Origin of the sequence: Methylobacterium carpenticola, from assembly GCF_042748905.1 — a bacterium.
GTDB lineage: Bacteria > Pseudomonadota > Alphaproteobacteria > Rhizobiales > Beijerinckiaceae > Methylobacterium > Methylobacterium carpenticola.
Genome location: NZ_JBHZEO010000001.1, coordinates 1,956,426 through 1,976,665 on the forward strand (window position 1 = coordinate 1,956,426; position 20,240 = coordinate 1,976,665).

Annotated in this window: 18 protein-coding genes; 11 read left to right on the forward strand and 7 right to left on the reverse strand. The window is 72.1% G+C overall.

Annotated elements, in window-relative coordinates; all coding sequences use genetic code 11:
* Nucleotides 1–129 precede the first annotated feature (129 nt).
* The 10 genes from ACE101_RS09360 to ACE101_RS09405 all read left to right on the forward strand — a co-directional run bounded on the left by ACE101_RS09360 (nucleotide 130) and on the right by ACE101_RS09405 (nucleotide 7,527).
* Nucleotides 130–639, forward strand: coding sequence for a helix-turn-helix transcriptional regulator (locus ACE101_RS09360; protein ID WP_379128320.1), 510 nt, complete (start codon nucleotides 130–132; stop codon nucleotides 637–639).
* Nucleotides 640–733: 94 nt separating this feature from the next.
* Nucleotides 734–928 (forward strand): hypothetical protein, encoded by a 195-nt coding sequence (locus ACE101_RS09365; protein WP_379128322.1) that lies wholly within the window; start codon nucleotides 734–736, stop codon nucleotides 926–928.
* A gap of 32 nt (nucleotides 929–960) precedes the next feature.
* On the forward strand, nucleotides 961–1,362 hold the full coding sequence (locus ACE101_RS09370; protein WP_379128324.1) for a DUF4186 domain-containing protein: 402 nt from the start codon (nucleotides 961–963) through the stop codon (nucleotides 1,360–1,362).
* Nucleotides 1,363–1,425: 63 nt separating this feature from the next.
* Nucleotides 1,426–1,830 carry a carboxymuconolactone decarboxylase family protein gene (locus ACE101_RS09375; RefSeq protein ID WP_379128326.1) on the forward strand — a complete coding sequence of 135 codons (405 nt, stop codon included), beginning with the start codon at nucleotides 1,426–1,428 and terminating at the stop codon, nucleotides 1,828–1,830.
* A 252-nt stretch (nucleotides 1,831–2,082) separates the two neighbouring features.
* Nucleotides 2,083–2,640: a 2,4'-dihydroxyacetophenone dioxygenase family protein gene (locus ACE101_RS09380; protein ID WP_379128329.1), complete on the forward strand. Its 558-nt coding sequence runs from the start codon at nucleotides 2,083–2,085 to the stop codon at nucleotides 2,638–2,640.
* Nucleotides 2,640–3,365, forward strand: a complete 726-nt coding sequence (locus tag ACE101_RS09385) for an SDR family NAD(P)-dependent oxidoreductase (protein ID WP_379128332.1) — start codon at nucleotides 2,640–2,642, stop codon at nucleotides 3,363–3,365. Before ACE101_RS09380 ends, ACE101_RS09385 begins: the two co-directional genes overlap by 1 nt.
* A gap of 148 nt (nucleotides 3,366–3,513) precedes the next feature.
* Complete coding sequence (locus ACE101_RS09390) at nucleotides 3,514–4,815, forward strand: MFS transporter (protein WP_379128335.1); 1,302 nt, start codon at nucleotides 3,514–3,516, stop codon at nucleotides 4,813–4,815.
* Nucleotides 4,812–5,549: an SDR family NAD(P)-dependent oxidoreductase gene (locus ACE101_RS09395; RefSeq protein WP_379128338.1), complete on the forward strand. Its 738-nt coding sequence runs from the start codon at nucleotides 4,812–4,814 to the stop codon at nucleotides 5,547–5,549. Before ACE101_RS09390 ends, ACE101_RS09395 begins: the two co-directional genes overlap by 4 nt.
* Nucleotides 5,550–5,689: 140 nt before the next feature.
* On the forward strand, nucleotides 5,690–6,484 hold the full coding sequence (locus ACE101_RS09400) for an IclR family transcriptional regulator (protein WP_379128341.1): 795 nt from the start codon (nucleotides 5,690–5,692) through the stop codon (nucleotides 6,482–6,484).
* A gap of 263 nt (nucleotides 6,485–6,747) precedes the next feature.
* A complete protein-coding gene (locus tag ACE101_RS09405; protein ID WP_379128344.1) occupies nucleotides 6,748–7,527 on the forward strand; it encodes an SDR family oxidoreductase in 780 nt (259 codons plus the stop codon).
* 12 nt (nucleotides 7,528–7,539) lie between these two features.
* Here the strand turns inward: ACE101_RS09405 and ACE101_RS09410 are convergent, their stop codons facing one another.
* Entirely contained in the window at nucleotides 7,540–8,433 is an 894-nt protein-coding gene (locus ACE101_RS09410) for an NAD-dependent epimerase/dehydratase family protein (RefSeq protein ID WP_379128346.1), read from the reverse strand.
* 191 nt (nucleotides 8,434–8,624) lie between these two features.
* Between ACE101_RS09410 and ACE101_RS09415 the strand changes: the two genes are divergently transcribed.
* Nucleotides 8,625–9,533, forward strand: coding sequence for a LysR family transcriptional regulator (locus tag ACE101_RS09415; protein ID WP_379128348.1), 909 nt, complete (start codon nucleotides 8,625–8,627; stop codon nucleotides 9,531–9,533).
* 69 nt (nucleotides 9,534–9,602) lie between these two features.
* Here ACE101_RS09415 and ACE101_RS09420 read toward each other — a convergent pair whose 3' ends face one another.
* The 6 genes from ACE101_RS09420 to ACE101_RS09445 form a co-directional block, all read right to left on the reverse strand.
* Nucleotides 9,603–12,062 carry a sensor domain-containing protein gene (locus ACE101_RS09420; RefSeq protein WP_379128351.1) on the reverse strand — a complete coding sequence of 820 codons (2,460 nt, stop codon included), beginning with the start codon at nucleotides 12,060–12,062 and terminating at the stop codon, nucleotides 9,603–9,605.
* Between the two features lie 116 nt (nucleotides 12,063–12,178).
* Nucleotides 12,179–14,596, reverse strand: a complete 2,418-nt coding sequence (locus tag ACE101_RS09425) for a TonB-dependent siderophore receptor (protein WP_379128353.1) — start codon at nucleotides 14,594–14,596, stop codon at nucleotides 12,179–12,181.
* A gap of 232 nt (nucleotides 14,597–14,828) precedes the next feature.
* The gene (fhuB, locus tag ACE101_RS09430) at nucleotides 14,829–16,844 is read right to left on the reverse strand and encodes a Fe(3+)-hydroxamate ABC transporter permease FhuB (RefSeq protein WP_379128356.1); all 2,016 of its coding nucleotides are present in this window, start codon (nucleotides 16,842–16,844) and stop codon (nucleotides 14,829–14,831) included.
* Nucleotides 16,837–17,745, reverse strand: a complete 909-nt coding sequence (locus tag ACE101_RS09435; RefSeq protein ID WP_379128359.1) for an ABC transporter substrate-binding protein — start codon at nucleotides 17,743–17,745, stop codon at nucleotides 16,837–16,839. The genes fhuB and ACE101_RS09435 overlap by 8 nt, the downstream gene beginning before the upstream one ends.
* A complete protein-coding gene (locus tag ACE101_RS09440) occupies nucleotides 17,735–19,018 on the reverse strand; it encodes an MFS transporter (protein WP_379128361.1) in 1,284 nt (427 codons plus the stop codon). Before ACE101_RS09440 ends, ACE101_RS09435 begins: the two co-directional genes overlap by 11 nt.
* Nucleotides 19,015–20,097: a siderophore-interacting protein gene (locus ACE101_RS09445; RefSeq protein WP_379128363.1), complete on the reverse strand. Its 1,083-nt coding sequence runs from the start codon at nucleotides 20,095–20,097 to the stop codon at nucleotides 19,015–19,017. The genes ACE101_RS09440 and ACE101_RS09445 overlap by 4 nt, the downstream gene beginning before the upstream one ends.
* Between the last annotated feature and the right edge of the window lie 143 nt (nucleotides 20,098–20,240).

The window sequence follows — 20,240 nt, forward strand, 5'->3', positions numbered from 1 at the left end:
TCGGTATAGGGTTACCAGCCCGAACGGTTGGCGCCGCTCAATCTAAGCACGATGTCACCGCCGCGCTCCTTCAGCAAATCTCCCCGTGGATCTTGCAACCCCTGCGGATGATCGGGAACGGAGGCGAGGATGAGCATCGGCCAAAGCCGCCACGAGATTTCATCGACGGCCGCGCCCGGCGGCCTGATTGCCGCCCTCCTGCTCGAAGCCCGGGAGACGCTCGAGATCGACCGCGCGGCGGCGCGGCGCCTCGCCCTGCAGGCCGTCGCGATGCTCGACGGCGCCACCGCGAGCGCGCCGACCGGCGGCCTGGCGCCGTGGCAGATGCGGCGGGTGGATGCCCATATCGCGGAGAACATCGGCCGGACCATCGCGCTCGGCCATCTCGCCGCCTGCGCGAAGCTCAGCGCGAGCCATTTCGGCCGGGCGTTCAAGACGAGCTTCGGCGAGACGCCGCACGCCTACATCCTGCGCAAGCGGATCGAGCGCGCCCGCCGGCTGATGCTGGAGACCGCCGCACCCCTCGCCGCCATCGCGCTCGATTGCGGCATGGCGGACCAGAGCCATTTCAGCCGCGTCTTCCGGCAGTTCACCGGCATGAGCCCGCATGCGTGGCGCCGCTCCATGATGCCGGCCTGACCGGCTCCGGCACGCATCGGGACGCCCACCGCCGGCACGCCGTCAACCCTCCCTTCACCAGCCGCGGATAGCCTCGGATCCGAGGTGAGAGGCCATGGTGGACGTCGTCCGGATCATCGGCGCAGCAGCGATCCTGATCGGCCTGAGCTGCGTCGCGCCCGCCGTGTCGAATCGCGGCATCCAGCCCTATGATGCGGTGGACAAGCCGCGGGACGCCGCGGCGACGGCCGCGGCCTGCCCCCGCATGCCGGCCGTGCTGCCGGGCGCCGGGCGCCCGCGCTGCGAGTAGCGGAGCCGCGGCGGCGGCGAGAGGACGGTCCGATGAGGGCGCTCGACGACGTGTTCGCGCGGCTCCCGCGATCGGCGTTCCGGCGGCGGTTCGCGCTCGGGCCCTCGGAGCGCGCCTCCCTCGGCGAGAAGGGGTGGCCGGTCGTCCTGGCCCATGCCCGGGACCTCGTGGCCCGGCGCCTCGCCCCGGCCCTGCCGGCCCATGACGGCAAGCAGACGCCGCTTCGCGGCCATCCGGTCTTCGTGGCCCAGCACGCCACCGCGACCTGCTGCCGGGGCTGCCTCGCCAAGTGGCACGGCATCCCCGCGGGCCGGGCGCTGAGCGCGGCCGAGCAGGATCACGTCGTCGCGGCGATCGCCCGCTGGCTCCGGCCGCAGGTGCCGGAGGGCGCACGGCCCGCACCGCCGCGCCAGCTTTCCCTGTTCGAGCCGTAGGATGCGCCACCCGCCCATCGCCGGTCCGACACTCGATGATCCACCGATCAGGAGACCGCGCGCATGGCGACCGTGAAACTCTGGAACGATGCCGAGGCCGAGGCCGATCCCCGCGTCAAAGCCGTGTTCGCCGAGATCCGGGCGACGCGGAAATCCGATTTCATCAACAATTTCTGGCGCGGTCTCGCCAACCAGCCGGCCGTTCTGGAGCGGACCTGGGCGAGCCTGAAGCAGGTGATGGCCGCCGACGGCGCCCTCGACCCGCTGACCAAGGAGCTGATCTACATCGCCGTCTCGACGGCGAATGGTTGCAGCTACTGCATCCACTCGCACACCGCCGCGGCCCGGGCCAAGGGCATGAGCGACGCTCAGCACGGCGAGCTGCTCGCCGTGATCGGCATGGCCGCCGAGACCAACGCCCTCGTCACCGCGCTGCAGATCCCGGTGGATCCGGAATTCCAGATCTGACGGCGGCCGCACGCGGGCGGCAGGCCGTGCCGCGGCGTGACCGCCTGGATCGCCATGGACAGCGGGCCGAGGACGTCGATCCCCGGCAGGTCCCCGCATGCGCCGATCTGCCCCGCGATCGACCTCGCCGCATCGGCGGGATCTCCCGACAGGCCGCGAACGACCGCGCCGAACCGGTTTGACAGATCGCCCCCTCTTCGCAATTATCCACATTGCGAACGAAATGTCCATAATATGGACGGGAGGAGATCCATGAGCGAGACCAAGCCGGCGTCCGATCCGGCCGCGGGGCTCGATGCGGCGACGCTCAAGCGCATGCCCTATCAGTTCGGCCAGCCGAAGGAGACGCTGCCCGACCTCGTGGTCGCGCCGGCGATCCCGCAGGACGACCGCATCTGGGTGCCGCAGGCCGAGAACGTCTGGTTCCGCCCGCTCTGCCTCAACCGCTCCTCCGGCTACTGGATGAACCTGCTGAAGGTCCGCAAATCCGGCATCCTCAGCCGGCACCGCCATCCCGGCCCGGTCCACGCCTTCGTGCTGAAGGGGAGCTGGCGCTACCTGGAGCACGACTGGATCGCCACGGAGGGCTCCTACGCCTTCGAGCCGCCGGGAGAGACCCACACCCTCGTGGTGGACGAGGGCGTCGAGGAGATGATCACGTATTTCCAAGTCAACGGCTGCATGTACTACGTCGATCCGTGGGGCCGTCACACCGGCTACGAGGACGTCTTCACCAAGATCGACATGTGCCGGGCGCATTACGAGGCGGTCGGCCTCGGCGCCGACTACGCCGATCAGTTCATCCGCTGATGGGCGCGGCGCAGTTCGATCTCGCGGGCCGGGTCGCGATCGTGACCGGCGGCGCGCGGGGCATCGGGGCGGCGATCGCGGCGGCGCTCGGCCGCTGCGGGGCTGCCGTCGCGGTCTGGGACCGCGATCCGCTGCCCGGGGACGCGCATGGCCTCGCGGTGGACGTGACGCAGCCGGATTCGATCGCCGCCGCCCTGGCGGAGACGCGGGCACGGTACGGCCGGGTCGACATCCTGGTGAACAATGCCGGCTATGCGGGGCTCACCACCCCGGTCTCGCTCTATCCGCCGGACGAGTGGCGCCGCATCCTGGAGGTGAACCTCACCGCCACCTTCCTGGTCTGCCAGGCCGTGGTGCCGGCGCTGGTCGAGAACGGCTGGGGCCGCATCGTCAACGTGGCCTCGCTCGCCGGCAAGGAGGGCACGCCCGATGCCAGCGCCTACAGCGCCGCGAAGGCCGGGGTGCTGGCCCTCACCAAGTCGCTCGGCAAGGAGCTGGCGCAGACCGGCGTCCTCGTCAACGCCATCGCTCCGGCGGCGGTGCGGACCTCGCTCCTCGACCAGATGAGCCCCGAGCACGTCCGCACGATGATCGGCAAGAGCCCGATGGGCCGGCTCGGCGAGCCGGCGGAGGTGGCGGAGCTGGCCCTGTTCCTCGCCTCCGAGAGTTGCAGCTTCAGCACCGGCGCGGTCTTCGACCTGTCCGGCGGGCGGGCGACCTACTGATACGGTTTCCGGACGATCACTTTCGGAAACCGTATCACGAGCCCGCGCGGCGCCTGAGCGAGGCCGGTTTCCGCATCGCGAAGCGATCAACCGGAAACCGTATGAGACGATCCAGACCAACGAACATCCCAGGGAGGACGGAATCGGCATGTCGGCCGGAAAGTCACCGCGGCTTCGCCGCATCCAGTGGGTCGCCGTCGCGTTCCTGACGGCGGCCGGCATCATCAACTACGTCGACCGCTCCGCCCTCTCGATCGCCAACACGGCGATCCGGGAGGAGATGAGCCTGAGCCCGGCGCAGATGGGCTGGCTCCTGTCGGCCTTCTCGCTCGCCTACGCCTTCTCGCAGCTGCCGGTGGGCGCGCTCCTCGACCGGTTCGGCTCGCGCATCATGCTCGGCGCCGGCATGTTCTTCTGGTCGCTGGCGCAGCTGGTCTCCGGCTTCGTCACCAGCTTCCAGCAATTCGTCGTGGCGCGCGCGGTGCTCGGCCTCGGCGAGGCGCCGCAATTCCCGGCCGGCGCCAAGACGGTGAGCGAGTGGTTCAGCGTGCGCGAGCGCGGCACCCCGACCGGCATCTTCGTCGCCTCGTCCTGCATCGGCCCCTGCATCGCCCCGCCGCTGCTGACCGCGCTGATGCTGCTCTTCGGCTGGCGCTGGATGTTCGTCCTCACGGGGCTCGCCGGCATCATCGTCGCGGTGGGCTGGTACCTCGTCTACCGCAACCGCGGCGAGGTCGCCCTCGATCCGGCCGAGATCGCCCATCTCGACGAGGGCGCGACGCCCGGCGACACCCGCAGCATGACCTTCGCGGAGTGGCGCGGCCTGTTCGCCCACGCCACGACCTGGGGCATGATCCTGGGTTTCATGGGCGTCATCTACATGGTCTGGCTCTACCTGACCTGGCTGCCCTCCTATCTGGAGCACGAGCGGGGCCTGAGCGTCGCCCGCACCGGCTGGGTGGTGGCGATCCCCTACATCTTCGGCACGCTCGGCATGCTCTGCGCCGGCCAGGTCGCCGACCGGCTGCTCGCCCGCGGCCTCAGCATCGTCAACAGCCGCAAGTGGCCGGTCTGCATCGGCCTGCTCGGCGGCGCCGCCTTCACGGTGCCGGCGGCCTACACGCCGAGCGTCACGCTGGCGGTGGTCTACATCTGCCTCGCGATGTTCTTCATCAACCTCGCCAGCGCCGCGGCCTGGACCATGGTCAGCGTCGCGGTGCCCAAGCGTCAGGTGGCCTCCCTCGGCAGCATCCAGAACTTCGGCGGCTACTTCGCCGGTTCCTTCGCCCCGGTGATCACCGGCTACATCGTCGAGGCCACCGGCTCCTACGTCAACGCGCTGCTCGCCGCCGCCCTGGTCGCGGTGGTGGCCGCCGCCGCCTACCTGCTCCTCGTGCGCAAGCCCCTGGAGGGGAGCGAGACCCTGTCGCTGAAGGAGCGCCTGGCATGACCCGCGACCTCACCTTCGCCCCCGACCTCCTCGCGGGCCGGACGGCGATCGTCACCGGCGGCACCACCGGCATCGGCGCCGGCGTCGCCGAGGCGCTCGCCCGCCTCGGCGCCCGGGTGGTGGCGGCCGGCCTCGGGGCGGAGGCCGTGCGCGTCCCCGCGGGGCTCGCCATCGCTCCCCGCGAACTCGACGTGACCGACGCGGCCGGCGTCGCGGACCTGGTCGAATCCTGCGAGCGGATCGACATCGTGGTGAACTGCGCCGGCGTCATCCGGCGCGTGGAGGAGCACCAGCTCGACGTGTTCGAGCGGGTGCTGGCGATCAACCTGACCGGCACGATGCGGGTCTGCACGGCGGCGCGCCCCAAGCTCGCGGCGAGCGGCGGCGCGATCGTCAACACGGCCTCGATGCTGTCCTTCTTCGGCGGCAGCCTCGTGCCCGCCTACACGGCGAGCAAGGGCGGCGTCGCCCAGCTCACCAAGTCGCTGGCGCTCGCCTACGCGCCCGACGGCATCCGGGTGAACGCCGTGGCGCCGGGCTGGATCGCCACGCCGCTGACCCAGGCCCTCCAGGACGATCCGGCCCGCGCGCAGCCGATCCTGGCGCGCACCCCGCTCGGCCGCTGGGGCACGCCGGACGACGTGGCGCAGGCGGTGACCTTCCTCGTGAGCCCGGCGGCGAGCTTCATGACGGGGGTGATCCTGCCGGTCGATGGCGGCTACCTCATTGCCTAAGCGGAGTTGGCCTAAGCGGAGTTGGCCTAAGCGGAGTTGCGTCGGCAGGCCAACGCGACTCCGCTTAGGTTCTTGGTGTGCCGCAGGTTCTTGCCGCAAAACCGGTGGCCACTTTTGCGAAACCTGCTTAGAACCCGGGGATGCTCTCCGGGACGCCCGACGACACAGGCATCCGGCCCGAGGTTCCGGGCACGGCGGCCTTCACCAAGTTCATGCGGGTGCTCCAGGCGGTGGCCGACCGGCCGGACGACGCGACGGTGGCGCGGCTCTGCCGCAGCACGGGGCTGCCGCGCCCGACCGTGCACCGCATCGCCGCCGCCCTGGTGGCGGAGGGGATGCTGTCGGAGGGGGAGGGGGGACGGCTGCATCTCGGCCCGCGGCTGATCAGCCTCGCCTTCCGCTCCTGGGACGGTTCGATCCTGCGGCAGGTGGCGCAGGAGCATCTCCTGCGCCTGCGCGACCGTCTCGACGAGACCGTGCATCTCGCGGTGCACGACCGCGGCGAGATGGTCTACATCGACAAGCTGGAGAGCCAGCGCACCGTGCGCATGGCCTCCCGCATCGGCACCCGCGTGTCGCTGCATTCGAGTTCGGTGGGCAAGGCGTGGCTGGCGACCCTGGCCGAGGACGCCCTGGAGCCCCTCCTCGCCCGCGCCACCCTGGTGGCCCACACGCCCCACAGCATCACCAGCCTCGACCGGCTGCGGGAGGAGATCGCCGAGACCCGCCGCCGCGGCCACGCCCTCGACCTGCAGGAGAACGAACTCGACATCTGCTGCTACGGCCAGGCGCTGCGGGGGGCGCACGGCGCGGTGCTGGGCTGCATCAGCGTGAGCCTGCCGCGCTACCGCTTCGAGACCCTGCCGCGCGAGACGGTGCTGGAGGCCATGCAGGCGTGCGTGGATGGGGTCGCGGGGCGGCGGGCGGCGGGGTGAGGGGCGGATGTTGCGCCGGCAGTATGCGTGACATCTCCCTGTCCCACTGCCTCAACAGTCCATATCGACAGAATTGTCCATTCTTTCGGCAAGGCAATCAGCAAGAAAAGTCATCTTTTCAGTAGAGATCATCGCGCGTCGGCATGTAATATCTCGGAGGCGGTGCAAGCCTTGACGGTCACGGATCGGCATGGTCGGCCGATCGATCAGCGGGGCGCCCGGTTGGCGCTGCCGGCACGCGGCAACAAGCAGGGAGGATCAACATGGATCTGGGATTGTCCGGCCGGAATGCCGTGGTGTGCGCGTCGAGCCAGGGCCTGGGGCGGGCCTGCGCCCTGGAGCTGGCGCGGGCGGGGTGCCGGGTCGTCATCAACGGGCGCGACGCCGCTGCCTTGGAGGCCGCCGCGGCGGAGATCCGGGCGGAGACCGGCGCCGAGGTGATCCCGGTCGCCGCCGATCTCGACACGCCCGAGGGACAGCAGGCGCTCCTCGCCGCCGTCCCGCAGGTCGACATCCTGGTCAACAACAACGGCGGACCGCCCTTCCGCGATTTCCGGCAGGTCGATCAGGCGGCCATGGTGGCCGGGCTGACCGCCAACATGATCACGCCGATCACGCTGCTTCAGCGCGTCATCGACGGCATGGTCGAACGCCGCTTCGGGCGGATCGTCAACATCACGTCGAGCTCCGTGAAGATGCCGCTGCCCGGGCTCGACCTGTCGAGCGGCGCCCGGGCCGGCCTGACGGGCTTCCTCGCAGGCGTGGCGCGCTCCGTGGTGCACGCCAACGTCACCATCAACTTCCTGCTCCCCGGCGCCTTCGACACCCGCCGCCTCCAGTCCGGCCAGGAGGCCGCGGCCCGGCAGCAGGGCGTCGATGTGGGCGTCGTGCGCGCGCAGCGGCGCGACGCCATCCCGGCCAAGCGCTTCGGCGAGCCGTCCGAGTTCGGGGCGGCCTGCGCGTTCCTGTGCTCGGCCCAGGCGGGCTACATCACCGGGCAGAGCCTGCTCATCGACGGCGGGGCCTATCCGGGCATCCTGTAGGCGGCGCCCGCCTCAGCGCGGCGTCTCCGCCAGGATCGACTCCACCACCGAGGTCCGGGCCGGCGTCCAGCCGAGTTCCGCCCGGGCCTTGTCGGCGCGCACGCGGCTGTTCGAACTCAGGCCGAACACCGCGAGTTCGCGGCCCCAGCGCGCGATCGCCGCGGCCGGATCCCAGTCCTGCGACGGACCGAGCCCGAGGGCCTGCCCGATCGCGTCGGTGATGGCCTTGAACGACGCCTCGCCGTTCTCCACGAAGTAGAAGCTGCCGGCCGGGGCCTTCTCCAGCGCCAGGGCGTAGAGGTCGGCGACGTCGGCGATGTGGACGTTCGACCAGCGATTGAGCCCGCGCCCGATATGCCGGGCGGTGCCGCTCTCCCGGGCCTGATCGACGAGGGGCGGGATCTGCACGCTGCGCGAGCGCGGCCCGAGCGGGGCGCCGTAGATCATGGTGTTGCACAGGACGACGCTGCGCACCCCCGGCGCGGCCGCGCGGACGAGATCGTTGATCGCGATGCGCGCGACCTTGTCGGGCGCCGGCACGATGGGCGTGTCCTCGGTGAAGATCGCGTCGGACGGCTCGCCGAGCGCCTCGTCCCCGACGAGGCTGCTGCCGCTGGTGTGGAGGAACGGCTTGCCCGACCCGGCGAGGCCGGCGAGCAGCGCCTCGACCGCGCCGCGGTGATCGCTGTCGGCGGCGTTGACGACGGCTTCCGCGCGCCGCGCCTCGGCGGTGAGCAGGGCCGCGTCGTCGAGGGAGCCGATCACGGGCTCGATGCCGAAGCCGCGCAGCTCCTCCGCGCGGGCGGGGTTGCGGATGAGACCGCGAACCGGATGGCCCGCCGCCGCGAAGCGCGCGGCGAGCGACCCGCCGATGAAGCCGCTCGCGCCGGTGACGAAGATCCTCATGTCGTAACCCTCTCGATCCGTGGAGGCGCCGGACGACCGTGTGCCGCCACCGTGGCGGGGCGTCCCTGCCGTGAGGCGCAAGATGGCGGGCGGGCCCGCACGGGAGAACCGGTGCGGCCTCCACAGCACTCGTGAAGCCACTTCACAAATCCGGCGGACGGGCCGATAGCTCCGGCCTCGGGGAGCGCCGCATGGACAACCGGATCGGCGAGATGCAGGTGTTCCTGCGCGTGGTCGAGACCCTCAGCTTCTCGGAGGCCGCGCGCTCGCTGCGGATGACCCCCTCGACGGTGAGCAAGCTGATCGCGCGCCTGGAGGCGCGGCTCGGCGTGAAGCTGATCGAGCGGTCGACCCGCCGGCTCGCCCTGACCGACGAGGGCCGCCTGTTCCACGAGCGCGCGGGCGCGCTCCTGGCCGATCTCGACGCGTTCGAGCGCGAACTCGCCGCGGGTGCCGGCACGCCCGACGGCACCATCCGGGTCAACGCCTCGGTGGCGTTCGGCACCCTGGGGCTGGAGCCGCTGCTGCCGGCCTTCTGGCAGGCCTATCCCCGCATCGTGGTCGATCTCTCGCTGTCGGACGAGATCGTCGACCTCTATCTCGACCGCACCGACGTGGCGTTCCGGGTCGGCCGCCTGTCCGATTCCAACCTGGTCGCGCGGCGGGTCGGCGTGGCGCCGCGCAAGATCGTGGCCGCGCCGGATTATCTCGCCCGGCGGGGAACGCCCCGGTCGATCGACGACCTCGACGGGCACAATTGTCTGGGCTTCAACTTCCGCCGCTCCGCGCCGGTCTGGCCGATCCGCTCAGGGGGACGGATCGTCGACCGGATGGTGACGGGCACGCTGCTCGCCAACAACGGCGAGACCGTGCGGCGCATGGCGGTGGCGGGCGCCGGCTTGGCGCGGCTGGGCGAGTATCACGCCCGCGCCGACATCGCGGCCGGGCGCTTGGTCGAGGTGCTGGCCGGGACCGGCGACGCGGAGGAGATCCACGCGCTCCATCTCGGTGGCCCGCTGGTGCCGCTGCGCGTGCGCGCGTTCCTCGATTTCGTGCTGCCGCGCCTCCAGGCCTTCCTCAGGGCGGGGCCGGCGGGATGAGGCCGGCGCCGCAGCCCATCTCGCCGGACCCGAGGCCGCGCGTCGCGGATCCTCCGGACGCCTCTCGCCTCACCTGCGCGCCTTCCGCCTGAGCCGGCCGGCGGGACAGGGGATCCCGAGCATCGCCGGAACCGCGTCCGCGCGCACGGGCGGGCTGATGAGGAAGCCCTGAACCTCGGTGCAGCCGGCCTCGCGCAGGTGCCGCAGCTGCTCGGGCGTCTCGACTCCCTCGCCGGTCGTGGTGATGCCGAGGCTGGTGCCGAGGCTCGTCACCGCGCGCACGATGGCGACCGCGTCGGGCCGTTCGGTCAGGTCGGCCACGAAGGAGCGGTCGATCTTGAGCTTGTCGAAGCGGAAGGCCCGCAGGTAGCTGAGCGACGAGTAGCCGGTGCCGAAATCGTCCATCGCGATCCGAACGCCCTGCCGCTGCAGGTCGTGCAGGATGGCGAGCGTCGCCGCGCTGTCCTGAAGGAGCACGCTCTCGGTGATCTCCAGTTCGAGCCGGCGCGGATCGAGGCCGGTCTCGGCGAGGATCGCGAGGACCGCCTGGGCGAGCGCGGCGTCGCGGAACTGCACCGGGGAGAGGTTGACCGAGACGCGGATGTCGTCGGGCCAGCGCACCGCCTGGCGGCAGGCGTCCCGCAGCACCCATTCGCCGAGCGGGACGATGAGGCCGGTCTCCTCGGCCACCGGGATGAACTCCGAGGGCGGGATCAGGCCGCGGACCGGATGGCGCCAGCGCACCAGGGCCTCGAAACCGGCGATCCGCTGCGTGGCGAGGGCCAGGACGGGCTGGAAGTGCAGCTCGAATTGCGGAGCGGCCACGGCCAGCCGCAGGTCGAGTTCGAGCGCCCGGCGCGCCTGGATGGCGGTTTCCATCTCGGCAGCGAAGAAGCAGCAGGTGCCGCGCCCGGCCGCCTTCGCGCGGTAGAGCGCCATGTCGGCCGCCCGCAGCAGCGTCGCCGGATCCGTCCCGTCGTCCGGCCCCAGGGCGATGCCGATGCTGAGCCCCACGCTGACGCGCTTGCCGTCGATGTCGTAATCGGGCCTGACCGCATCGATCAGGATCCGCCCGAGGTCGCCCGCCCGGCCGCGGGAGGTCTGCCGAAGGATCAGCGCGAACTCGTCGCCGCCGAGGCGGGCGAGGAGCGCCGTGCCGGCGGGCGCCGCGCGCGCGATCGCGCCGGTGAGCCGCGCCGCCACCTGCTTCAGGAGGAGGTCGCCGACCGCGTGGCCGAGCGTGTCGTTGACGGCCTTGAAGCGGTCGAGATCGAGGCAGAGGACGGCGGTCGCGCCGCCGGCCTGCCCGCAGGCCTCGGACAGGCCCTCGTGGAACAGGGCCCGGTTCGGCAGGCCCGTCAGCGCGTCGTGGCGGGCCATGTGGACGATCTGCGCCTCGGCCCGCTTGTGGGCGCTCACGTCCTCGTGCACCGTGACGAAGCCGCCATCCGGCGTCGGCGCGTGGGTGATGGCGATCGTCCGGCCGTCGCTGAGCGTCTGATCCAGCCGGTAGCAGACGCGGCTCATCAGACGCTTCGACACCTGGGCCCAGACCTCGTCCGGCTCCAGGCCGGGAAAGTTGCCGGCGGCGACGCGCTCGCGGATCAGCTGCTCTGCCGTGATGCCGGGCCGGACCGTCCCGGGCGACAGGCCATGGAGATCGAGGAACTGCCGGTTGACCACGGTGACCCGGTGGTCGGCGTCGAACAGGACGAGGCCGTGCGACATGTGCCGCAAGGCCGTATCGAGACGCCGGTTCTGCTCCGCCAGGCGGGCATCGGTGCGCTTGCGATCGGTGACGTCCTCGTAGAGGGCGAGGGTGCCGCCAGCCGGGATCGGGGCGAGGGTCCGGACCACCGCCCGGCCGCTGGGCAGGATCCGCTCGCGGCGAGCCGGCTCGCGGCGCGCCAACGCGGCCGCCTCCGACGCCCAGGCCTCGTCGGCCGTCATCCCCGGATAATTGCCGAGCGCGGCGCTCGCCCGGACCAGCGTCTCGGCCGTCATGCCGATCTGGAGGGCGTCCTGCGGCAGGTCATGGAGGTCGACGAACCGCCGGTTGAAGGCCGTGACGCGCAGCTCCGCATCCAGCACGACCAGCCCCTCGGCCATGTGGGCCAGCACGGTCTCGATGGACGGCCCGCCACCCGCGCCCTGCGGAAGGCCGCCCCCCTCCGCTTCCGGTGCGCCAGCCGCCGCGGCGCCAGCCGCCGTGATGTCGACGCAGACCCCCTGGAAGCCCAGGAACAGGCCCTCCGGCGAGAGCAGCGGCGCCCCGCCGAAGCGGAACCGCCGGGTTTGCCCGTCCGGGTGCCGGTGAGGCAGGACGATGTCGCGAAACGGCCGCCGGGCCGCGAGCGGGCCCGGATCGGGCGGGCCGGCGCCGAAGCCGGGCCAGGGCTGTCCCAGGCGATCATCGGGGCGCAGGCCGGTCAGTTCCTCGAAAGACCCATGCAGCCGGGTCAGGCAATCCCGGACATCGGTCTGCCAGCACCAATCCGCGGCGACTGAAGCAGGATCGTCGAGAAGCATGGACCGGTCTTCCGTGCGCAACGGAAGGCTGCCACCGATTTCCTGAGATTTCCTTGCTCGCCGAGGGCGGAATGAGCGCAACCCGTCCGCCGGAGCGGACGGGTGCCGGCGGGGCGTCACCAGCGGTAGGTGACCGAGCCGGTGACGCGCCGTCCCTCGCCGTAATTGCAGCCGACGAAGCCGATCTGCTGCGAGCAGGTGCCCACATAGACCCGGTCGAGCAGGTTGGTGGCCGCGACCTGGAAGCGCCAGTTCTCGTACTGGTAGCGGATCGAGGCATCGACCAGGAAGTAGTCGGGCACGCGGATCGTGTTCTGGGGATCGCCGAAGCTGTCCCCGATGTAGCGGAAGCCGGCGCCGAAGCCGAGGCCGCGCAGCGGCCCGCTCTGCACCGTATAGTCGGCCCAGGTCGCCGCGGTGAAGTTCGGCACCTGGATCGGACGTCGGCCCACGGCGCTCGGGAACCCGCTCGGCGGGCTGTCCTTCGTCACCTCGGCGCTGAGGACGGTCACCGAGGAGATCAGCTTGAATCCGGTCGTCAGGTCGACCGTCGCCTCGGCCTCGAAGCCCTTCACCGAGACCTCGCCGACTTGGTAGAAGGCCTGCTGCAGCGGGTCGCTCGGATCGAAGGTCAGGGCGTTGGTCTTCTTGGAATCGAAGACCGCGAACAGCACCGAGGTCGCCGCGCCCGGCGGCTGGAACTTCACGCCCGCCTCGATCGTCTCGCCCTTCTCGGGCTTGGCCGGCAGGATGTTGTAGGCGACCGGGACCGGGCCGATGCCCGGAACGTCCAGCGACGTGCTCTGCTGCACGTAGACCGGCAGCACGTTGAAGGATTGCGCCGCCGAGACGTAGGGGGTCAGGCCGTTGTCGAAGAGATAGGACAGACCGACCCGGCCGCTGAAGGCCTGGGCGTCCTGCTTGGCGCCGAAGGTGGTCGGGATGGCGTTGGGGATGCCGAAGGCGTCGAGCTGCTGGCGCACGGCGTCGATGGCCGGGTTGAGCGAGTTCGTCTTCGTCGTCACCCAATCGTAGCGGCCGTTGAGGCTGAGCACCCAGCGGTCCTCGAGCTTGATCTGGTCCTGGGCGTAGATGCCCACCTGTTCCTGATCGATGCGCGCGAAGCGCGTGCGCGGCAGCGGCACGATGCCCTGGCCGTAGACCGGGTTCAGCACGTTCAGCGGGCCGACGAGGCTCGAATAGCCGAGGAACGCCGAGGTGGGCCCGCCGAACTGATCGCTCTTGTTGTCGATCTTGCTGTAATCGACCCCGACCAGGGCGGTGTTCTTGACGATGCCGAACTGCGAATCGTGCTGGAGCTGCGTATCGACGGTGAAGACGCCGTATTGCTCGAGCCAGGTCTGGGCCGAGCGGCCGATGATGTTGGGCGTCGCCGGATCGCCGCTGGTCGCGTAGACGGCGTTGTAATCCGTCGCGACGTGGGCGTAGCGCAGGTTCTGGCGCACGGTCCAGGCATCGTCGAAGCGGTGCGAGAACAGGTAGCCGCCCTCGAAATGCTCGGCGAGGAAGCGCGAGAAATCGGGCTCGCCGAGGAAGCGGCTGCGCAGCTGCGCCCGGTAGGGGCTGCCGCCGTTGGTGTAGTCGCGCGGGATCGCCCGGAAGGTGTCGCCGGTGCGGTCCTTCTGGTAGTTGCCGAGCAGCGTCAGGCTCGTATCGGTGGACGGCACGAAGGTGATCGCCGGGGCGAAGTAGATCCGGTCCAGCGGCGTGTGATCGACTTGCGTGCCGCCCTCGCGCACGAGGCCGGTGAGGCGGTAGAGGATCGTCTTCTCCGGGTTGGCCGGGCCGCTCAGATCGAAGCCGAACTGCTTGCGATCGAAGCTGCCGTAGGAGCCGAAGACCTCGCGCAGCTCGATCGGCAGCGGCTTCTTGGTGACGAAGTTGACGAGCCCGCCCGGATCGTTGAGACCGTAGAGACCCGAGGTCGGGCCGCGCAGGATGTCGATCCGCTCGACCCCGTAGGGCTCGATGGGAAAGCCCGAGAAGCTCGTCTGCGGCAGGCGCATCCCGTCCTTGTAGATGCCGCGCTGCGTCTGGTCGAAACCGCGGATGATCAGCTGGTCGAAGCGCCCGTCCTGGCCCTGCGGAGCGGCGACGATGCCGGCGCTGTAGCCCAGGGCGTCGGAGAGGTTCTGGACGCCGCGATCCTCGATCTGCTTGGCGGTCACGATCGAGATCGATTGCGGGATCTCGCGCAGCGGCGTGTTGGTCTTGGTGCCGGTGCTGGAATCCGGCACCACGTAGGAGTTCTCCGCCGTGACCCCGCTGAGGTTGAAGCTGGCACCCGGCCCCGCACCCGGCCCGGCGCCCGCTCCGGCGACCGAGATGGTGTCGAGCGCGATCGTGCCGCCCCCGCCCGCATTCTGCGCCCGCGCCGGCCCGCTGCCGAGACCGGGCGCCAGGATGACCAGGGCCAGCGCCGAGACGCTCGTCGCCGCAGCCCGCGCGAGCCGTGCCGTCCGGGCACGGGCGGTGACGTCATGCTCTCCTGGGGGCTGCATGTCCTCGATCATGGGCGGCTTTCCGAAGGTCGGGTTTCAACGAACAGGGCGGCGGGGCCGGCGGGTTCCCGTGGGAGAACGACATGGCGGACGCGCTCCGGAAGTCCGGACCGCGTCCGCCATCGCTCTTCACTCTGCGTTGTCCTTCGTACACCGTCGGGCTGACGCAGCAATCCGACTGAGGTTTGCGGAGGCAGACTCTGGGGAATAGTTGCGGAGTCAGCACACAGCTTGATTATAATAACTAAAAATCGGAGCCCGCTCTTCGGCGGAGGAGCTGCATCATCAGGTAAGGTGCGCCGACGAGCGCCGCCACGAGGCCGGCCGGCAGCTGGTAGGGGAAGAACGCCATCCGGCCGGCGAAATCCGCCGCCACCATGATCGCGGCGCCCATCAGGGCGGATCCGAGGAGGTGCGGCCCGGCCCGGGAGAGTCCGGCGAGCCGCGCCATCTGCGGCGCCACGAGGCCGACGAAGCTCAAGGGACCGGCGACCAGGGTCCCGCCCGCGGTGAGGATGGCGGCGATCGTCAGGATCGCGAGCCGGCTCCGGGCGAGCCCGAGCCCGAGGGCCCGGCCGACGGGATCGCCGAGCGTCAGCAGATCGAGCCAGCGGAGCAGCGGCGGCAGGCCGACTGCCGCGAACGCCAGGACGGCCAGCGCCGCCCAGGCATCCTCCGGCGTGACCCGGGCCGTGGAGCCGGCGGCCCAGCCCCGCAGCATCACGATCGAGGGATCGCCGCTGACCATCAGGATGGTCAGGATCGCGCCGAAGCCCGTGGTGAGGGCGACGCCCGTGAGCAGCATCTGCTCGGGCACGAGCACCGCCCGCCGCCCGAGGGCGAGGATCGCGGCAAGCGTCAGCACGGCGCCGAGGCTGCCGGCGGCGAGCAGGATCGCGCGATCCGGCACGGGGATCGCGAGACTCGCCGCGATGAGGCCGAGCGCGGCGCCGGCGCCGATGCCCAGCATCTCGGGACTCGCCAGGGGGTTGCCGCTGAGGCGCTGGACCAGGGCTCCGGCCAGGGCCAGCATGGCCCCCGCGGCGAGGGAGGCGGCGACGCGCGGCAGGCGCCAGGGCATCGCCGCGTCGAACCGATCCCCGAGGCTGAGATGCCATCCGGCGGCGTCCTGGCCGAGGACGAGGGCGGCCCCCGCGATCAGGGCGAGAAGCGCTGCGCCCGTCAGGACGAGCCGCCAGGGCCGGGCGGAGCGGATCTCGGGCGCGCCGGCCGGCCGCGGGCTGCCGACGCCGCGCAACCGTGGCAGCAGCCAGAGCAGCAGCGGCACGCCGAGCAGGGAGGCGAAGGCGCCCGTCGGCAGCTGCACGAGGGGACTCAGCGCCTGCACGGCCGCATCCGTGAGCCAGAGCATCGTGCCGCCGAGGAGGGGCGCCGCCACGAGCCGGTCGCGCAGGCGCCGCGTGCCGGTGAGGCGCACGAGCACCGGTGCGGCAAAGCCGATGAAGCCGATGACGCCGACCCCGCTCACCACGAAGCCGCCGAGGGCCACCGCGACGGCGACGGCCATGAGCCGCACCGGCCCGAGGGCGAGCCCGAGGCTGCGCGCGCTCGCCCCGTCGAGATCGAGGAGGGCGAGGGGGCGCACCATCAGGGCGATGAGCCCGGCGGCGAGGGCGAGGCGCGGCGCCAGATAGGCCGGCGCGCTCCAGTCGTTCATGGCGAGCGAGCCGGCGCCCCAGACGAAGAGGCCGAACAGGCGCTCCTGATGCAGGACCACCAGCAGCGTCTCCACGGATCCGCAGAACAGCTCGACGACCAGGCCGGCGAGCAGCAGGCCGAGCGGGGCGAAGTCGCGGCCGCGGTTCAAGGCGAGCACGACGAGCACCGCCCCGGCGGCGCCGGCGAGCGCCACCGCCTCGCGCCCCTGCGCGAACAGGCCCGGCGCGAACAGCGAGGCGAGCGCCAGGGCGAGCTGCGCCCCGGCCGAGATCCCGAGCGTCGAGGGCGAGGCGAGGGGGTTGCGCAGCACCTGCTGCAGCACGGTGCCGGCGAGGGCGAGCGCCGCCCCCGCGAGCCACGCGGTGACGGCCCGCGGCAGCAGGCTCTCGTGCAGGATCACCTGGCGAAGATCGGCCCAGTCCGGGTTCCACAGGGCGGGGAGCGCCTGCGAGAGCGGAAGCAGCCCGGCGACCGCGTGCAGGCTGAGCAGGGAGGCGAGCAGCACGAGGCCGCCGACGAGGAGCGCCGTGCCTCCGGCGCGGCGGGGGGCGGACGGCACGGCCAGGGCTGCCTCACTCATGCGGGCAATCCTTCGTTCGCAGGTCGGCCATCAGGGTCGCGAAGCGCGCGATGGCGGGCAGGCCGCCATAGAACCAGACCGCCGGGATCGCGGCGAAGCGGTGCTCGCGCACGGCCGGCAGGCTCCGCCACAGCCGGCTCGCCGCGAGCGCCCGGGCGGCGTCCGACTGGATCGGCCCGACATGGACGATGTCGGCCCCGGCCCGGCCGGCGGCGAGCTGCTCGACCCCGATCACCGAGAAGCCGTAGGCGTTGCTGGGACCGCTCCAGGCATTCTCGACGCCGAGGCGGTCGAGCACCGTCTGGAACAGGCTGGTGCGGCCGTAGACCACGAGGTTGCGGTGGTCGATGATCCAGACGAGGTAGACCGGCCGCCGGTCGCCCGGGCAGGCGCGGGCGGCCGCGCGATCGAGCACGGCCTCGGTGCGCGCCTCCAGGGCCCGCGCAGACTCGGCGCGGCCGAGCCGCGTGGCGATCCGCATGGTCTCGGCCCGGGCCTGCGCATCGGGATGGCCGGACTGGGAATAGATCGACACCGCCTCCGTGGGCGCGATCCGCCGGAGGGAATCGCCCTGCGCCGCCACCTGGAGCGGGTTGGCCAGGATCAGGTCCGGCTTGAGGCTCGCCAGCAATTCGAGGTTGGGTTCGACCACGAGGCCGAGATCCACCACGCCCGCGGGCAGGGCGGGCTCGATCACGGCGCGGTTGTAGCCGTCCGGCTGCGTCACGGCGACCGGCACGATCCCGAGGCCGAGCAGCAATTCGGCAGCGCCCCAGTCGATGGCCGCGACGCGGGGCTGCGCCGGAGCGTCCGCCGCCCGAGCCGGCAGGGCGGCGAGGAGCGCGAACAGGAGCAGGCCGGCGAGCCGCCCCGTCCGAGGGCCCCATCCTCTAGCGCGCATCGGCGCTCACCAGCGCGGCGCCGGGGGCGGCGACCGTCTCCGGAGCGAGGCTCGCCCGGCGCAGGCTCGGCACCAACCCCGCGAAGGCGGCGGTGCCGAGGAGGGCGAGACCGCCGCCGGCCACCATGGCGAAGCGGGGCGAGGTCCAGTGCGCGGTCGCCCCCGCCTGCATGCCGCCGAGCGCCGGCCCGATCGATTCCTCGAGCACCCACAGGCTCGACACCCGGCCGAGCACCGCATCGGGGGTCGCGCGCTGGATCAGGGCCGCCCGCAGGATGCCCGCGAGGCTCGCCGCCGCCCCGAGGAGCGCGAGGCAGAGGAGCGCCTCGGCGAGGCCCCGGCTGAGGCCGAGGCCGAGGCAGGCGAGCGCCCAGACCGCCACGCAGACGAGGAGCCAGCGCCCCGCATGGGGGCTCGCGCCGGCCCGGCCCGAGCCGAGGGCGCCGATCAGCGCCCCGACCGAGGGAGCGGCGTAGAGGAGGCCGATGCCGTCGATGCCGGATCCCAGGTCCTGCGCGGCGAATTCCGGCAGCAGCACGTAGGGCACCGCCAGGACCAGGGCGACGAGATCGATGAGGAGCAGGCCGAGCACCAGGGGCGAGGCGGCGAGGAAGCGCCAGCCCTCGGCAGCCCCCGCGGGCGCGGCGGCCTCTCCGGATGGGGACGCGGCGGGCGGAAGGGGCGGCAGCAGGGCGAGGAAGACCGGCGGCAGGGCCGAGAGGGCGGCGACCACGCCGTAGGACGCCGTCAGGCCCGCCCGCGCGGTGATCGCGCCGGCGAGGAAGGGGCCCGCGATGGCGCCGATCTGGGCGGCCACCGCCGTCAGGGCGGCGGCGCCCGCGAGATGCGCCCGCCCGACGAGGACCGGGGTGACGGCCATCATCGCCGGCATGCCGAAGCCGAAGGTCGCGCCCCCGACCACGGCCGCCGCGTAGATCGGCCCGATCCCCGGCTCCGCGCGGGCGGCGTTGCCGGCCAGGATCAGGCTGGCGAGGAGATGGACGCCGCGGGACCAGACCATCACCGCCCGCCGGTCGAACCGGTCGGCGAGCCAGCCGCCCACGATCAGGGCGAGCGCCAGCGGCGCGGCGACGGCGGCGTTCAGCAGCGCCACCTGAAGGGAGGATTCGGTGAGCGTGTACATCTGCACGCTGACGGCGACGCCCAGGATCCCGAAGGCGAGGAACGAGGCCGCCCGGGCCGCGTAGAGCAGGCGGAAGCCCCGGCTCGCCCGCAGGGGCGTCAGGTCGATCAATCCGAAGGCGGCGCTCAATCGTGCTCCTCGTCCTCGCTCGCGCCGCGCCGCCAATAGGCCACGGCGAGGTGCCGGTCGCGCGGGAGGCCGCAGGTCCGGCGCCAATGCGCCCGCAGGGCCTTGAAGGTCTCGAATTCCGCCCCGGCCCAGGCGAAGACCGTGCGGTCGACGGGAAGCGGGATCGCCCGCACCGCGTCGGCGAGGAGCGTCGTGGTGCCGGGCGCCGCCCCGTTGCGGTGGAGCCAGCGCAGGGCGACGCCCTCGGGATGCACGAGGGCCTGCTCGTCGGCGGCGTCCTCCACCTCGATCACCGCCACCCCGGCGGCGGTGGCGGGCAGCCGGGCGAGGATCCGGCCGATGGCGGGCAGCGCGGTCTCGTCGCCGGCCAGGAGATACCATTCCGCTTGCCCGACGCTGCGCCCGCCGGGGCCGAGCAGCGCCACCACGTCGCCCGGGCGGGCCCGGTTCGCGAAGGCGGCGCCCGGACCGGCATCGGCGTGCATGACGAAATCGATGTCGATCTCGCCCGCCGCGACGTCGACCCGCCGGATCGTGTAGGTGCGCATGGCGGGAGCCGCCGGCCCCTGCGGCCAGACCGGGATGCCGTTCGCCCCCGGGACCGGCCATTGCGGCGGCTGGCCCTCCGGCGGGATCAGCAGATGGACGTGCATGTCGGCCGCGTCATAGCGCGCCAGATCCTCGCCGCCGAGGGTGATCCGGCGCAGGCGCGGGGTGATGTCGGCGACGCGGCGCACGCGCATCTCGCGCAGGCTCGGCAGGGTGGTGGCGCCGCAGCCGTCCCCCGTCCAGACGATCGCCGCCTCGGCGGCTCCCGGCTGCTCCTGGAGGTGCGAGGCGAGCATGAACTTGATCGCCGCGAGCGCGGTCTCGTCGGCCGCTTCCGCGCGCAGGACCAGCCGGTCGGCGGCCGCATCGAGGAGGCCGGTGCCGATGTCGAAGGCGATCCGCCCGCGTCCCGGGGCTTGATCGACCGGGAAATCGTGCTCGCGGAAATGCGCGCAGAGGTCGTCGACGTAGCGCGCGGCCTCGGCGAGGCGGATCTCGGCTTCGGACGCCAGGGCTGTCACGGCGGACACCTCCAGGTTCTCGCAGCGGACGGCAGGCCGGATCCCGCCGATCACGGCCGCGCCATAGCCGACCGGCCAGCGTTCGACAACCAATCAATCTGATTTTTTATTTATTCTAATCAGCGACATGTTGCGTAACGCTGCGTTCATGC

Coding starts and splice junctions, on each gene's coding strand:
- ACE101_RS09360 (WP_379128320.1), top strand. CDS start 130: ATGAGCATCGGCCAAAGCCGCCACGAGATTTCATCGACGGCCGCGCCC.
- ACE101_RS09365 (WP_379128322.1), top strand. CDS start 734: ATGGTGGACGTCGTCCGGATCATCGGCGCAGCAGCGATCCTGATCGGC.
- ACE101_RS09370 (WP_379128324.1), top strand. CDS start 961: ATGAGGGCGCTCGACGACGTGTTCGCGCGGCTCCCGCGATCGGCGTTC.
- ACE101_RS09375 (WP_379128326.1), top strand. CDS start 1,426: ATGGCGACCGTGAAACTCTGGAACGATGCCGAGGCCGAGGCCGATCCC.
- ACE101_RS09380 (WP_379128329.1), top strand. CDS start 2,083: ATGAGCGAGACCAAGCCGGCGTCCGATCCGGCCGCGGGGCTCGATGCG.
- ACE101_RS09385 (WP_379128332.1), top strand. CDS start 2,640: ATGGGCGCGGCGCAGTTCGATCTCGCGGGCCGGGTCGCGATCGTGACC.
- ACE101_RS09390 (WP_379128335.1), top strand. CDS start 3,514: ATGTCGGCCGGAAAGTCACCGCGGCTTCGCCGCATCCAGTGGGTCGCC.
- ACE101_RS09395 (WP_379128338.1), top strand. CDS start 4,812: ATGACCCGCGACCTCACCTTCGCCCCCGACCTCCTCGCGGGCCGGACG.
- ACE101_RS09400 (WP_379128341.1), top strand. CDS start 5,690: ATGCTCTCCGGGACGCCCGACGACACAGGCATCCGGCCCGAGGTTCCG.
- ACE101_RS09405 (WP_379128344.1), top strand. CDS start 6,748: ATGGATCTGGGATTGTCCGGCCGGAATGCCGTGGTGTGCGCGTCGAGC.
- ACE101_RS09410 (WP_379128346.1), bottom strand. CDS start 8,433: ATGAGGATCTTCGTCACCGGCGCGAGCGGCTTCATCGGCGGGTCGCTC.
- ACE101_RS09415 (WP_379128348.1), top strand. CDS start 8,625: ATGGACAACCGGATCGGCGAGATGCAGGTGTTCCTGCGCGTGGTCGAG.
- ACE101_RS09420 (WP_379128351.1), bottom strand. CDS start 12,062: ATGCTTCTCGACGATCCTGCTTCAGTCGCCGCGGATTGGTGCTGGCAG.
- ACE101_RS09425 (WP_379128353.1), bottom strand. CDS start 14,596: ATGATCGAGGACATGCAGCCCCCAGGAGAGCATGACGTCACCGCCCGT.
- fhuB (WP_379128356.1), bottom strand. CDS start 16,844: ATGAGTGAGGCAGCCCTGGCCGTGCCGTCCGCCCCCCGCCGCGCCGGA.
- ACE101_RS09435 (WP_379128359.1), bottom strand. CDS start 17,745: ATGCGCGCTAGAGGATGGGGCCCTCGGACGGGGCGGCTCGCCGGCCTG.